Source organism: Caballeronia temeraria, assembly GCF_001544795.2.
GTDB classification, from domain to species: Bacteria; Pseudomonadota; Gammaproteobacteria; order Burkholderiales; family Burkholderiaceae; genus Caballeronia; species Caballeronia temeraria.
Window position 1 is genome coordinate 128,402 of sequence record NZ_FCOI02000016.1, and the last position, 14,929, is coordinate 143,330.

General features: G+C 63.2%; 12 protein-coding genes. 9 read left to right on the forward strand and 3 right to left on the reverse strand.

Going from position 1 to position 14,929, the window contains the following annotated elements; genetic code table 11:
- Positions 1-101: 101 nt before the first annotated feature.
- Positions 102-1,556 carry a cytochrome P450 gene (locus AWB76_RS22785; protein ID WP_061162397.1) on the forward strand — a complete coding sequence of 485 codons (1,455 nt, stop codon included), beginning with the start codon at positions 102-104 and terminating at the stop codon, positions 1,554-1,556.
- 5 nt (positions 1,557-1,561) lie between these two features.
- On the opposite strand, the gene AWB76_RS22790 is transcribed toward AWB76_RS22785, so the two are convergent.
- Positions 1,562-2,200 (reverse strand): helix-turn-helix domain-containing protein, encoded by a 639-nt coding sequence (locus AWB76_RS22790; RefSeq protein WP_061162398.1) that lies wholly within the window; start codon positions 2,198-2,200, stop codon positions 1,562-1,564.
- Between the two features lie 225 nt (positions 2,201-2,425).
- Between AWB76_RS22790 and amaB the strand changes: the two genes are divergently transcribed.
- The 8 genes from amaB (at position 2,426) to AWB76_RS22830 (ending at position 10,787) form a co-directional block, all read left to right on the forward strand.
- Positions 2,426-3,925: an L-piperidine-6-carboxylate dehydrogenase gene (amaB, locus tag AWB76_RS22795; protein ID WP_061162399.1), complete on the forward strand. Its 1,500-nt coding sequence runs from the start codon at positions 2,426-2,428 to the stop codon at positions 3,923-3,925.
- A gap of 7 nt (positions 3,926-3,932) precedes the next feature.
- Positions 3,933-5,105: an NAD(P)/FAD-dependent oxidoreductase gene (locus AWB76_RS22800; protein ID WP_061162400.1), complete on the forward strand. Its 1,173-nt coding sequence runs from the start codon at positions 3,933-3,935 to the stop codon at positions 5,103-5,105.
- 265 nt (positions 5,106-5,370) lie between these two features.
- The gene (locus AWB76_RS22805; protein WP_061162401.1) at positions 5,371-5,562 is read left to right on the forward strand and encodes a hypothetical protein; all 192 of its coding nucleotides are present in this window, start codon (positions 5,371-5,373) and stop codon (positions 5,560-5,562) included.
- Between the two features lie 299 nt (positions 5,563-5,861).
- Complete coding sequence (locus AWB76_RS22810) at positions 5,862-6,248, forward strand: PaaI family thioesterase (protein ID WP_061162402.1); 387 nt, start codon at positions 5,862-5,864, stop codon at positions 6,246-6,248.
- Positions 6,248-7,165, forward strand: a complete 918-nt coding sequence (locus AWB76_RS22815) for a LysR family transcriptional regulator (protein WP_061162403.1) — start codon at positions 6,248-6,250, stop codon at positions 7,163-7,165. The genes AWB76_RS22810 and AWB76_RS22815 overlap by 1 nt, the downstream gene beginning before the upstream one ends.
- A gap of 124 nt (positions 7,166-7,289) precedes the next feature.
- Positions 7,290-8,483 carry a CaiB/BaiF CoA transferase family protein gene (locus AWB76_RS22820; protein ID WP_061162404.1) on the forward strand — a complete coding sequence of 398 codons (1,194 nt, stop codon included), beginning with the start codon at positions 7,290-7,292 and terminating at the stop codon, positions 8,481-8,483.
- Complete coding sequence (locus AWB76_RS22825; RefSeq protein WP_061162405.1) at positions 8,480-9,418, forward strand: hydroxymethylglutaryl-CoA lyase; 939 nt, start codon at positions 8,480-8,482, stop codon at positions 9,416-9,418. The genes AWB76_RS22820 and AWB76_RS22825 overlap by 4 nt, the downstream gene beginning before the upstream one ends.
- 31 nt (positions 9,419-9,449) lie before the next feature.
- Positions 9,450-10,787: an MFS transporter gene (locus AWB76_RS22830; RefSeq protein ID WP_061162406.1), complete on the forward strand. Its 1,338-nt coding sequence runs from the start codon at positions 9,450-9,452 to the stop codon at positions 10,785-10,787.
- 129 nt (positions 10,788-10,916) lie between these two features.
- On the opposite strand, the gene AWB76_RS22835 is transcribed toward AWB76_RS22830, so the two are convergent.
- On the reverse strand, positions 10,917-13,316 hold the full coding sequence (locus AWB76_RS22835; RefSeq protein ID WP_061162407.1) for a phosphoketolase family protein: 2,400 nt from the start codon (positions 13,314-13,316) through the stop codon (positions 10,917-10,919).
- Between the two features lie 179 nt (positions 13,317-13,495).
- Positions 13,496-14,794, reverse strand: coding sequence for a glycosyltransferase family protein (locus tag AWB76_RS22840; RefSeq protein ID WP_061162408.1), 1,299 nt, complete (start codon positions 14,792-14,794; stop codon positions 13,496-13,498).
- Between the last annotated feature and the right edge of the window lie 135 nt (positions 14,795-14,929).

Below are 14,929 nucleotides of genomic sequence, written 5' to 3' on the forward strand. Positions count from 1 at the left end.
CTCAGTGTGAAGCGCGCCAGCCACGCAGCGCCTCACACTTTCCCCTCCAGCCTCCCACGCCTGCACTATCCTGCACAGATCAAGCCCTCGCGAGGCCGATCATGAACGCAGCGTCCATCGGCGCATCCCTGCGCGAAATCGATGATCTACCGTCGCCGCGCGGCCTGCCACTGCTCGGCAATCTGCATCAGTTGCCGCCCGCCACGCACCATCTGACGCTCGAACGCTGGGCCGCCGAACTCGGCACGCCTTACGTGTTCCGCTTCGGCCCGACGCCTGTCACGGTCTGGAGCGATATCGAACTGTCGCACGCCGTGATGCGCGAACGGCCGCATCGTTATCGACGCTATGCGCCTATCGAAAATATCCTGAAGGAGTTCGGTTGCAACGGTCTCTTCTCGATCGAAGGCGCCGCCTGGGAGCCGCAGCGCCGTCTCGTGATGCAGGCGCTGTCGATTCCGCACATCAAGGCGTTCTATCCGACGCTCGCCGCCATCACCGAGCGTTTGCGGCGGCGCTGGGAAGCGGTGGCGCGTGAAGGGCGCGTCGTCGATATGACCGAGGATCTGAAGCGCTTCACCGTCGATGTGACGAGCGCGCTCGCGTTCGGCGAAGATCCGAACACGCTGGAAAACGAGCACGTGCTGATCCAGGAACAACTGGCGCTGCTCCTGCCGATGCTCATGTCGCGTGTGAACGCGCCGTTCGCCTACTGGCACTACGTGAAGTTTCCGCGCGACCGAAGGTTCGACGAAGCGATGACCGCCGTGCATCGGCATATCCGCGAACTGATGGCGAGGACGCGCGCACGCATGCGCGAGGAAGCGGCGATCGAAGCCTGCGAAACGCCGCTTGCCGAGAACGCCCGCGCGCCGCGCAACCTGCTCGAGGCGATGCTCGCGATGCGCGATGCGCCCGATTCCGGCATCACCGACGACGAAGTGGCCGCCAACGTGCTGACGATGCTCGTCGCGGGCGAGGAGACGACCGCGACATCGATCGCGTGGGCGCTGCTTTTTCTGGGCAGTGACGACGCACTCTACGCGCGCGTCGCCGACAGCGCGCGGCGCGTGCTAGACGAATCGGCTGTCTGTCCGAGCTACGGCGCGATGCGCGAACTCGACTTGTGCGAAGCCGTGTGCACGGAAGCGAGCCGTCTGCATCCGGTTGCGCCGTATCTGTCGTTCGAGCCGCTCGAGGAAGTGCGCTTGCAGGGCGTGCGCTTGCCCATCGGCACGAAGATCTTCATGCTGCATCGCCCTGCGATGATGGATCCGAAAAACTACGCCGATCCCGAGCGTTACGATCCCGATCGATGGCTGCATGCGCATCGGCAGGAGAGCGGGGCGCATGAGCCGCGCGCGTATCTGCAGTTCGGCGCGGGGCCGCGTGTCTGTCCGGGGCGGCATCTGGCGGCTGTGGAAATGCGTCTCGTCGTGTCGATGCTGACGGCGAACTTTACCGCGCAACTCGCCACGAACCGGGCCGATATCCACGAAGTCTGCGCATTCACCACGGTGCCGAGCCAGATGCCGATGCGCCTTTCCCTCCGATAGCGGCGTCAGCCGGCGTCGACTGCGTCGGTGGCGGACGAGGGCGTGGGCACGCCGCCGCCCGTCGCCATCCACAACACTTCGGCGTCTTCCTCGCTCGTCGAAATGGCGGCGTGGCCGGTGCGGCTGTCGAAATAGATGCTGTCGCCGGCGTTCAGATGCGTCGGCGCGTAGAGTTCGGAATAGAGACACACGCTGCCGCTGATCACGTAGAGAAATTCTTCGCCTTCGTGACGGCCCCAGTCGTCGAAGGCATCGAGCGTGTGCGCCGAAATGCGGATGCGAAACGGCAGCATTGCCTTATGCGCGAGCTCGGTGGCGAGCAATTCCATCTGATAGCCGCGATACGCGTGCCGCTGTCCTTCGTTGCGTCGCGTGAGCGCACGACGCCCGCTCGCATTCGGCGCGGGCGCGGTGCCGAACAGTTCGGCGAGATCGATCTGCAGGCCGCGCACGATTTTCTGGAGCACGTCGAAGGTCGGCGACATCAGCCCGTTCTCGATTTTCGACAGCGCCGATCGCGACACGCCGCACATCCGGCTCGCGGTTTCGAGCGTCAGGTCATGCGCGAGCCGCGCGTGCTTGACCCGGCGGCCGAGATCGGACGCGGTTTGTTCGGGCGAATTCTTTGTGTCGAGGCTGGACATAGGGAACGTGTCGGAGGAGCTTTTTGTTTCCGATAATAACATCGCGGCAAAAGGCGTCGAGCGCCTGAATCTACCGCCCAGAAAGCCCGTGTGCATTGGTGACAACCCCAATATTGTCCGATGTTGTGGGCGATGGCATAGCCGCGTATAGTCTCCGAACTCACGAAAGTTTCTTATCAGAAACTTTCGCTCCGAAGAACGAATCCGCTTCGAAAGGACTTCATCGTGAACGCACAAACGATTCTCTCCGACCTCGGCATCGCGAGCCTCGTCACCGATGGCGATATCGCCGTCACGTCCCCGATCACGGGCGAAGTCATCGGTCGCGTAAAGCAGAACACCACCGCCGATGTCGATGCCGCGCTCGGCGCCGCGCGCGCCGCGTTCGCCGCTTGGCGCAACGTGCCCGCGCCGCGCCGTGGCGAACTCGTGCGTTTGCTCGGCAACCGCCTGCGCGAGAAGAAAGAGGCGCTGGGCCGCCTGGTGTCGCTCGAAGCGGGCAAGATCCTGCAGGAAGGTCTGGGCGAAGTGCAGGAAATGATCGATATCTGCGATTTCGCCGTCGGGCTCTCGCGCCAGTTGTACGGTCTCACGATCGCGTCCGAGCGGCCGGGCCATCGCATGGCGGAGACGTGGCATCCGTTCGGCGTCTGCACGATCATCTCGGCGTTCAATTTTCCGGTCGCGGTGTGGTCGTGGAACGCGGCGCTTGCGCTCGTGTGCGGCAACGCGGTCGTGTGGAAGCCATCGGAAAAGACGCCGCTCACCGCGCTTGCCGTCGATCGCATCCTGCGCGATGCCATCGACGAATTCGGCTCCGCGCCGGCGGGCCTCGCGTCGGTCATCATCGGCGGACGCGATGTCGGCGCGGCGCTCGTCGCGGACAAGCGCTCGGACATCGTCAGCGCGACGGGCAGCACCGAGATGGGCCGCAAGGTCGGCGTCGCGGTCGCGGAGCGCTTCGGCCGCTCGATTCTCGAACTCGGCGGCAACAACGCGGGCATCGTCTCGCAGACCGCCATGCGCGATCTCGCGTTGCGCGGCATCCTGTTCTCGGCGGTCGGCACGGCGGGACAGCGCTGCACGTCGCTGCGGCGTCTTTTCGTGCACGACAGCATCTACGACGAAACCGTCGCGCGCCTGAAGGATCTCTACGCGAAAGTGCCGGTCGGCAATCCGCTGGAGCAGGGCGTTTTGATGGGCCCACTCATCGACGTTCAGGCGTTCGCACGCATGCAGGACGCGCTGGAGCAGGCGAAGGGCGAAGGCGGCAAGGTGACGGGCGGCGAACGCGTCACGGTGAAGGGCCATGAAAACGGCTACTACGTGCGCCCGGCGCTGGTCGAAATGCCGTCGCAGACGGACGTCGTGCTGAAGGAAACCTTCGCGCCGATTCTCTACGTGATGCGCTATTCCGATTTCGACGACGCCATCGCCGCGAACAACGCCGCCGCGCATGGCCTGTCGTCGTGCGCGTTCACCACCGATCTGCGCGAGGCCGAGCGTTTCCTGTCCGCATCGGGCAGCGATTGCGGCATCGCCAACGTGAACATCGGGCCGAGCGGTGCGGAGATCGGCGGCGCGTTCGGCGGCGAGAAGGAAACCGGCGGCGGCCGCGAATCGGGCTCGGACGCGTGGAAGGCCTACATGCGCCGCGCGACCAACACGATCAACTACTCGTCGGAATTGCCGCTCGCGCAGGGCATCGACTTCAATCTGAGCTGAGGCCAACGTGACTTCGAGCGTTGTCATCGTAGGTGGCGGCGTGATCGGCAGCTCGGTCGCGTACTTTCTGCGCGCATCGGACCCGACCGTGCAAGTCACGGTAATCGAGCGCGATCCGACTTACGCGCGCTCGTCGTCGGCGCTGTCGGCGGCGTCGATCCGGCAGCAGTTCTCGACACCGCTTTCGGTGCGCATGTCGCTCTTCGGCATCGATTTCCTGCGCGCGATCGGCGAGCGGCTCGAAGTGAACGGCGAGCGTCCGTCGATCGATCTGCACGAAGGCGGTTATCTTTTTCTCGCGACGCCAGCGGGCGTTTCGACCCTGCGCGAGAACCACGCGCTGCAGCGCGAACTCGGCGCGGACATCAGTCTGCTCGACGCCGGGCAACTGCGCGCGCGTTTTCCGTGGCTCAACACGGACGATCTCGCGGCGGGCGCGTTCGGCGAAAGCGGCGAAGGCTGGTTCGATGGCTACGGTCTCGTGCAGGCGCTGCGTCGCAAGGCGCAGGCGCTCGGCGCGCGCTATGTGACGACGGAAGTGGTCGGCATCGAACGCGAAGGCCGGCGGGCGAGCGCCGTGCGCGCGGCAAACGGCGAAACCTATGCCTGCGATGTCGTCGTGAATGCGGCGGGTGCGTGGTCGCGCTCGATTGCGGCGATGCTCGGCATCGACATTCCCGTGTTCGCGCGGCGGCGCAGCATCTTCAACGTGTCGTCGCCGGCGAAGCTCGAACGCGCGCCCTTGCTGATCGATCCGACCGGCGTCTATTTCCGTCCCGAAGGGCGCACGTATATCTGCGGCACGTCGCCCTCGGCGGACAACGATCCCGACGATTTACCGCTCGATGAAGTCGATCACACGCTTTTCGACGACGTGATCTGGCCGACGCTCGCACATCGCGTGCCGGGATTCGAGGCGTTGCGTGTCGAGCGCTGCTGGTCCGGCTATTACGAATACAACGTGCTGGATCAAAACGCGATCATCGGACGTCATCCGGATATCGACAATTGCATCTTCGCCAATGGCTTCAGCGGTCACGGCCTGCAGCAAGGCCCGGCGACGGGGCGCGGCGTGAGCGAGCTGATTTTGCGCGGGCGTTACGAGACGCTCGATTTATCGCCGCTCGACTGGACTCGCGTGCTGGAGAACCGGCCGATCGTCGAAAAGAATGTCGTATAACTGATAGAAGACCTGGAAACGCCGTTTTTCCATAACCGATGATTTAAGTCTGCCCGGCCGCGTACCGGGCATTTTTTTGGCTACGTAAATAGACAGGCGGATTGAAACCGGTTCGGTTTGCGTTGCGAACGGGCATTCTTATCATCATCGTCAGGCTGACGGGCGGCGTCCATTAATGAAATCCACTAGGGCCAGCCGCTTTGGATGAGCGCATTCTGGATCTGTCGAAACGCTTTTCTCGCGCTTTATAGATAGGAGGCAAAACATGGAAGCGAATACGAGCGCGCATTTCTATGCCTGGATCGACGACGGCGAGCTGCCGCCGGACACCAGCGTTCCGGTGTCGCACCGTTCCAGCCAGGTATCTGCGGAACCGCATTATGTTGCCGAAATTTGCGGACGTTTCGGAAAGACGGAAGAGGAAAAAAACTCCTGTGTGATTCGCGGATATAACTGACGTCGTTGAATGCAGTGTGTTGCGCGCGTGACACGCTTTGTCACGGCGCACATTAACGCGCGCAAAGATGCGCATGCGCGATTCATGAAAAGACCTCATGAAACGCATATAGCGGATGTTTGTGTGCGTTATCAAACGGAAAATCCTTCCGAGTGTTTTGGTTGATTGGAACGTGTAAATCGAACCCGCCGCGTGCGGGTTTTTCATTTTCGGCGTGTCTCGCAAGATTTTCGCTCCTTCGGCAGTCCGCGCCCGCCGATGGCACAATCGCTCGCAATGCAGGCCAATCAGGAGCAAGGGTGGCGAACCTGGATCTGGACAATCCGTTTCTCGAGGCGCTCGGTGCGACGCTCACGGAATGGCGCGCGGGCTACGCCGAATTCACGATGCCGATACACGCGGGGCACCTGAACCGGCAACGCATCCTGCAGGGCGGCGCGATCGCCACGCTGCTCGACGCCGCCTGCGGCTACGCCGGCCTTTTCACGACGGGCGCAGCGCCCGTGCACGGCTTCACGCTTTCGCTGACCGTGAATTATCTCGATCGCGGCATCGGTGACAAAGTCGTCGCGAAAGGCTTTCTCGAGCGGCAGGGACGCTCCGTGTATTTCGCGCGCGGCGAGGCGTGGGTCGACGATCGCGTGATGATCGCGAGCGCGCAAGGCACGTTCAAATACGCGCGCTGATGGCCACGCGAAATCTCCTCCGACGTCTCGATCTCACGACGCTGCAACTCTTTCTCGCCGTGTTCGAGGAAGGCACGCTCACGCGCGCGGCCGAACGCGAAGCGATCGCGGTATCGGCGGCGAGCAAGCGTCTGCTCGAACTGGAGCAAGCCGTCGGCGCCGTGCTCTTCGAGCGCAAGGCGCGCGGCATGGCGCTGACGCCGGCCGGCGAAACGCTGCTGCATCATGCGCGGCGCGTGCTGCGCGATGTCGAGAACATCGGTATCGAACTCGCGGAGCACGCGAGCGGCGTGCGCGGCTATGTGCGGATGATGGCGAACCTCTCGGCGATCGTCGAATTCCTGCCGGAGGATTTGCGCGCGTTTTCGTCGGTGCACGAGCAGATCAAGATCGATCTGGAAGAGCGGCCGAGCGGTGGCATTGTGGAAGGCGTCGCGGACAGTCTCGTCGATCTCGGTATCTGTTCCGGCGATGCCGACACGCGCGGACTCGAAAGCGCGCATTATCGGCACGACCGGCTCGCGCTCGTCATGCCTGGCGATCATCCGCTGGCGCGGCGCGAGACGATCAGCTTCGCGGAAACGCTCGATTTCGATCATATCGGCTTGCATTCGGCCAGCTCGATCAACATGCGCACGCATCTCGCGGCGCGACAGGCGGGCCGCGCGTTGCGGCTGCGCATCCACGTGCCTGGCTTCGACGCCGTGTGCCGCATGGTGCAGGCGGGCATGGGCGTCGGCGTGCTGCCGATGCAGGTATTCGAAGCGATGGGCCGCCAGCTCGGCCTCGCGGCAGTCGCACTCGACGACGAATGGGCCGCGCGCAGTCTCGTGATCGTCGTGCGCGATTCTGATGCGCTCTCGCCGGTGAGCCGTCTGCTGTTCGATCATCTGCGGACCGTCGAAGCGCGCGGCTAGCGCCGCAAAGCCGGCCGAGCGTTCGCGTTTGACGAACGATGCTTGCCGAAATGCGGTTGGACGCACGCGAGCGTTCGCCAATAAGCTTGTCTCCATCAAAAGCACGGATCAGGAGACGAGCAGCATGAGTGGACCTCTTCAGGGCATTCGCGTCATCGAAATCGGCACGCTGATCGCTGCGCCGTTCGCGGCGCGCATGCTGGCCGAATTCGGCGCGGAAGTCATCAAGATCGAATCGCCGAACACCGGCGATCCCCTTCGCAAATGGCGCAAGCTTCACGAGGGCACGTCGCTCTGGTGGTATCTGCAATCGCGCAACAAGAAGTCGGTGTGCGTGAATCTCAAGTCGCCCGAAGGCGCGGACGTGATCAAGCGGCTCGCCGCCGATGCCGACATCGTCATCGAAAACATGCGCCCCGGCGCGCTCGAAAAGCTCGGCCTCGGCTGGGACATTTTGCATGCAATAAACCCGAAGCTCACGATGGTCCGCATCTCCGGCTACGGCCAGACGGGCCCGTACCGCGATCGTCCGGGCTTCGGCGCGATCGGCGAGGCGATGGGCGGCATTCGCTACACGACCGGCGACGCCGAAGGGCTGCCCGCGCGTGTCGGCGTGAGTCTCGGCGATTCGCTCGCGTCGCTGCACGGCGTGATCGGCGCGTTGATGTCGGTGTTGCGCGTGAAGACCGGCAAGGGCGACGGCCAGGTCGTCGACGTCTCGCTCGTCGAAAGCGTCTTCAATCTGATGGAAAGCCTCGTGCCCGAGTACGACCTGCTCGGCCACGTGCGCGAGCGCAGCGGCGGGGCGCTGCCGGGCATCGCGCCGTCGAACACGTATCGCACGGAGGATGGCGGCTTTGTCGTGATCGCGGGCAATAGCGACCCGATCTACAAGCGCCTGATGAACGTGATCGGCCGCCCCGATCTCGCGGACGATCCCGCGCTCGCGCGCAATGACGGCCGCGTGCGACACAGCGCGATGCTCGACGAAGCGATCACCGCGTGGACCTCGCATCACTCGATGGACGACGTCCTCGCGACGCTCGAGCGCGAGGAAGTGCCCTCGGGCCGCATCTATTCGGTCGCGGATATCGTCGACGACGCCCATTACCAAGCGCGCGACATGCTGCTGCAGGCGAATCTGCCGGGCGGCGCGTCGGTGAAGATGCCGGGCATCGTGCCGAAGCTCTCCGATACGCCGGGCGAAGTGCGCTGGCAAGGTCCGTCGCTCGGCGAGCATACGCAATCGGTGCTCGAATCGCTCGGCTTCGGCGCGGATGAAGTGGAACGGCTGCGTGCCGAAGGAGCGGTGCAATGAATTTTGAATACAAAGAACCGTTGATTGTGCAGGAAGTCGCGCCGCGCGATGGCTTGCAGATCGAGAAGCAGTGGGTCGAGACGGAAGACAAGATCGCGCTGATCGATGGCCTCTCGGCATGCGGATTCACGCGCATCGAAGCGGGCTCGTTCGTGTCGCCGAAAGCGATTCCCGCACTGCGCGATGGCGACGCGGTCTTCAACGGCATCCGTCGCGATCCGGGCGTGATCTACGTTGCGCTCGTGCCGAACGTGAAGGGCGGCGAGCGCGCGCTCGCCGCCAACGCCGATGAACTGAACCTCGTGATGTCCGCGAGCCAGACGCACAATCGCGCGAACATGCGCATGAGTTGCGAGTCGTCGCTGGCCGGTTTCGGCGATGTCGTGCGGCTCGCCGCCGCGACCGTCTCACTGAACGCGACGGTCGCAACCGCGTTCGGCTGTCCGTTCGAAGGACAGATCGACGAAGAGCGCGTCGTGTCGATCGTGCGGACGTATCGCGAGATGGGCATCACCGGCATCACGCTCGCGGATACGACCGGCATGGCGAATCCGCGACAGGTTGCGCGGCTCGTCGCGCGCGTGCTCGAACACGTCCCCGCCGCCGATCTGACGCTGCACTTCCACAACACGCGCGGTCTCGGCCTCGCCAACGTCCTCGCCGCCTACGACGCCGGCGCGCGCCGCTTCGACGCCGCGCTCGGTGGCCTCGGCGGGTGTCCGTTTGCGCCGGGCGCATCGGGAAACATCTGCACCGAAGACCTCGTGAACATGTGCGAAGAGATGGGCATTCCGGCGGGCGTCGATCTGCAAAAGCTGATCGCGCTGTCGCGCACCTTGCCCGCGCTCGTCGGACATGAGGTGCCGGGACAAGTCGCGAAAGCGGGGCGCAACTGCGATCTGCATCCCGCGCCCGACTACGTGCGGACCATTTGAATCACAAGACCAAAACAATATTGGAGACAACATGAGCGATCTAAGCGTTCACGCGGCCGGCGAGCCGCACCTTCTCGCGAACACCTCGGACATCGTTCGCAAGGTGGCATTGCGGCTCATGCCGCTCATCATGCTGTGCTATTTCTTCGCGTTCTTCGACCGCATCAACATCAGTTTTGCGAAATTTCAGATGCAGAGTTCGCTCGGTCTGTCCGACACCGCCTACGGTCTCGGCGCGAGTCTCTTCGTGATCGGCTACGTGATCTTCGAAGTGCCGAGCAACATGCTGCTCTACAAGGTCGGCGCGCGCCGCTGGATCGCGCGCATCATGATTTCGTGGGGCATCGCGACCGCGCTCATGGTCTTCGTGCAGACGGAATGGCAGTTCTACGGGCTGCGTTTCATCATCGGCGCGATGGAAGCGGGCTTCGCGCCGGGCGTGCTGTATTACCTGACGCTGTGGTTTCCGGCGAGCTATCGCGGGCGCATCACGTCGATGTTGTTTCTGGCATCGGCGTTCTCGGGTCTTTTCGGCGCGCCGCTGTCGGGCCTCGTGCTCGGGCATCTGAACGGCGTAGCGGGCATCGCGGGCTGGCACTGGCTGTTCCTGCTCGGCGGCATGCCGTGCGTGCTGCTCGGCATTCTCGTGCTGAAGGTGCTGAAGGATCGCGTCGATGACGCCGCATGGCTCACGAGCGACGAAAAGGCTTGTCTCAAGAGCCAGATCTCGACGCAAAGCCAGCACACGGACACCGGCCATTCGCTCTTCGGCGCGATCAAGACGCCGGGTTTTCTGATGCTTGGGCTCATCTACTTTCTGATTCAGATCGCGTCGTACGGCCTCAACTTCTGGGCGCCGCATCTGATCCGCGCGGCAGGCACGCAGAATCCGACGATCATCGGGCTGCTCACGGCGGTGCCGTATATCTGCGGTGCGATCTGCATGGTCGTGGTGGGCCGTATGTCGGATCGATCGGGTGAGCGTCGCAAGTTCGTCGCGGCGTTGCTGGTGATGGCGGCAGCGGGCTTCTTCGCGGCAGGCATTTTCGACAAGCAGACGACGCTTCTCATCGCCGCGCTCGGCGTGATGGGCGCAGGCGTGATCGCATCGATCCCGGCGTTCTGGGCGCTGCCGCCGAAGCTGCTGACCGGCGCAGGCGCGGCGGGCGGCATCGCGCTGATCAATACGTTGGGTCAACTGGGCGGCATCGTGAGTCCGGTGATGGTCGGCCGCATCCGCGACACGATGGGCAGCACGACGCCCGCGCTCTACGCGATCGGCGGGATGAGCGTGCTGTGTGCGCTGTTGCTGCTCTTTGGCCTGCCGCAGTCGCTGAAACAGAAGGATCATTCGGCGCAACAGGCCTGATCTCCCTACGTTTCCGAATGCAAAAGCGCCCGGCGGACGGCATGTCCCCGGGCGCTTTTTGCATTTTGCATCTGGCGTTTTGCATGCATTCGGCCAGATGGCATCTTGCTTGCCGCATTCAAGCCGGCATCAATCCTTCCACACCCACTCGCGAATATCGTCGCGATCGATGCCTTCTTCGTGCGCGTATCGAACGCTTTCGATGATCTGGTTCTTGAGCCATTCCTTCGTATGCGCGCTGCTGCCCGCGATGCGCGTCACGCGGTCGATCACGTCGATCGCGAGCGTATAGCGATCCACGCCGTTGATGATCGCGAGTTCGAACGGCGTGTTGATGTTGCCGCGTTCGCGATAGCCGTGCACGTGCATGTTCGCGTGGTTCGTGCGGTTGTACGTGAGCTTGTGCACGAGCGATCCATACGAATGGAAGTTGAAGATCACCGGCTTGTCGCGCGTGAAGATCGAGTCGAAATCGCGATGTGAAAGACCGTGCGGATGCTCCGTGTCCGGCATCAGCCTGAACAGATCGACGACATTGACGAAGCGGATCTTCAGATCGGCGCAATTCGCCTTCAGGATTTCGACGGCGGCGAGCGCTTCCATCGTCGCGATATCGCCTGCGCATGCGATCACGACATCCGGCTCCGCGTTCTGATCCGTCGACGCCCAGTCCCATATGCCGATGCCCTTCGCGCAATGCACGATGGCGTCCTGCATGCTCAGATACTGCAGATGCGGCTGCTTGTCCGCGACGATCACGTTCACATAGTCATGCGTGCGCAAACAATGATCCGCGACGCTCAACAGACAGTTCGCATCGGGCGGCAGATAGATGCGCACGACGCCCGGGCTCTTGTTCGTGACGACATCGAGAAAGCCGGGGTCCTGATGCGTGAAACCGTTGTGATCCTGCCGCCACACGAGCGACGTGATCAGCAGGTTGACGGACGGCACCGGCGCGCGCCAGTCGAGTTCGGTCTTCGCTTTTTCGAGCCACTTCGCGTGCTGGTTGAACATCGAATCGATCACGTGCACGAAGGCTTCGTAGGTCGCGAAAAGACCGTGACGCCCGGTGAGCACGTAGCCCTCGAACCAGCCTTCGAGCGTGTGCTCGGACAGCATTTCCATGACGCGGCCATCGATAGACAGCGCGCCGCCGTCGTCGTCCTCGGGCAGCGTCTGTGCGAGCCAGCGCTTGCCCGATGCTTCGTACACGCCGTCGAGCTTGTTGCTCGCGGTTTCATCCGGTCCGAAGAGCCGGAAGCTCGTCATGTTGCGGCGGATCACATCGCGCAGAAAGGTGGCGAGCACGGCTGTCGGCGACTGATAGACGCTCGCCGCGCGCTTGAACTCGAACGCGTAGTCGCGGATATCGGGCAGATCGAGCGATTGCCGCAGCACGCCGCCGTTCGCGTGCGGATTCGCGCTGATGCGGCGCGTGCCCTCGGGCGCGAGCGCGCGCAGCGTCTCGATCAGGCGGCCGTTTTCATCGAACAGTTCTTCGGGCCTGTAGCTGCGCAGCCACGCTTCCAGCAACGCGAGATTGCGGTGATTGCTGGCGGGATCGGTGATCGGCACCTGATGCGCGCGCCAGAAATTTTCGACCTTGTGGCCGTTGACTTCCTTCGGTCCGGTCCAGCCCTTGGGCGTGCGCAGCACGATCATCGGCCAGCGGGGGCGCGTCACGTTTTCCGGGTTGGCGCGCGCATTCGCCTGAATCGCGCGGATGTCGGCGATACAGCGTTCCAGCGTCGCGGCCATGCGCTGATGCATGGCCTCCGGCTCGTCCCCTTCGACGAAATGCGGCGCGTAGCCGTAGCCTCTGAAAAGGTCTTCGAGCTCGTCATGCGGAATACGGGCGAGGATCGTCGGATTGGCAATCTTGTAACCGTTCAGATGGAGTATCGGCAGCACGGCGCCGTCGGTCGCGGGATTGAGAAACTTGTTCGAATGCCAGGATGTGGCGAGCGGGCCGGTTTCCGCTTCGCCGTCGCCCACGACCGTCGCGACGATCAGATCCGGATTGTCGAACGCCGCGCCGAACGAATGCGACAGGCTATAGCCGAGCTCGCCGCCTTCGTGGATCGATCCGGGCGTTTCCGGCGTGCAATGCGAACCGATGCCGCCCGGCGACGAAAACGCCCGGAAGAGCCTGAGCATGCCGCGTTCGTCGGCGCTGCGATCGGGATAGATTTCCGAGTAATGGCCTTCGAGCCACGCATTGGCGAGCGTCGCGGGCGCGCCGTGGCCGGGGCCGGAGACGAACAGCACGTTCAGGTCATCGCGTTTGATCAGACGGTTCAGATGCACCCATACGAACGACTGGCCGGGGTCCGATCCCCAGTGGCCGAGCAGGCGCCGCTTGATGTGCTCGGGCTTGAGCGGCTCGCGCAGGAGCGGATTCGCGCGCAAATAGATCATGCCGGCCGACAGATAGTTGCAAGCGCGCCAGTAGGCGTCGATTTTTGCGAGCAGGTCGGGCGCGAGCGGCGTTTCGAGGGCGGTCGTGCGGAGGACGTCGTCGTTCAATGGCTTCTCCTTGCTGGTGGGAGGATCGGTCGAGCGTCGTGCGGGGCGGGCGAGATCGCGCGCAGATCGGGTCCTGCGCGTGATTCAATGATCGGGGGGTGTGTGGCGTTTTGGTTGCAGGGCGCGCGCGCCCGGAGCAACATCCTGGTGGGGAGTTGGCGGCGGGCGAGGCGGGTGCGTTAGTCCATCGCGGAGTGCCGCAGGTCGTAGTCCATCACGATGGCGCGGTTATCCTGCCACATGCCGATGTAGTGGACCATGAAACTTTCCGGGCGGCGGTAGATCCAGGGCGTGTTCAGATCGATGAAGTCGAGTATGCGCGTTTTATCGAATTCCGGCATCGACTCAATCGCCCGGATGAAGTAATGCTGATCGCCGAGACTCGAATACACGTTGGACTTGTCATCCACGTTCCGGCACTCATCTATGACCCGCGCGAGGGCGTCGTAATTGGGCTGATTGCGCTGGAAGCCCATGATTCCGGAATTGAAGCTCCAGGTTCCCACATCGCGCGCGAGTACCGTTTCCCGGTCTCGCGTCAGCGGTTCGAGGCGCCGGTTCATGTCGTTGATGAGCACGTCGGCGTCGAGCCAGAATACCCATTGATGATTCGGCAGATATTCGCGCAGCAACGCGGCTTTGAACCAGTTGGCGGAGGTCTTGCCGTCGTTCAGTTGCGGCGGAATATCGCGATGTACGTACAGCGTGTAGCCGTGGCGTTCGCAGTAATGCCTGAAGTTGGCCTCGGCGATACGTCCGTAGCACGCCACGTTCGGCGTATAGAGCATGACAACGGCGATCGCCCGGCTCGGCTGATACACGCTCTTCGCGCCGGTTTCGCGCACGCCTGGATCGGTGAGCGAAAGAAACGGCTTCCCGCGCGCCCGGCATTCGTTGACGTGCTCGACGACCGCCGTCCGGTAGCGCCGATGCTGCTTCTCGTCGACAAAAGTGAGCGAGAAGGCGTTCCAGATCGCCCAGACGCTTTCCAGATTGGCCGCGGCCGGAATGACCACGTACAGGTCGCCGACTTTGAACTGCTGCGGGCAGGTCGTGAAGTCATGCAGCATCTCGGCTTCGTTTTCCGGCAGCACGACGCCGATGCGGCAACGGCTGACGAGTTCCGCGAGCTTGGCGCGGACGGTTTCCGTATTGCGGAAAATGAGGACGTCGGTCTGCGCGGCGTCGGTGTGGGCGCAGGTCAGAAGCCAGTCACGCCCGGCCATCAGGTCGGGCAGCGCGACCGGCCGCAGTATCGCGGCGTTCTCGCTCAACAGCATGAGGATTTCGTTCGGCGCGGCCTGGCTCAGATGACGAAGGAGCGTTTCGTATTTGTAGACCCATCGTATCGGGCTCGGGCTGCCGGACAAATCGGAGCAGTCGATTTCGATATGACGATAACCGAGCTCGCGCGCATAGCTGCGATGGTTGGCAAGCGCACCGGGCGCGTGGTCGAACAGAAGGCTGAGGACGATCATGAAAGACAGAAGGCGATTGAACGTGTTTCGTTATGACGGCCGCGTGGGCGAACCGCCTAGCATCGCTGTAAAGCGCGCGCGTTCGCATGGGAACTGTCCTAAAACCGCGTGCAATACATCATTTCTCAAGCGCTC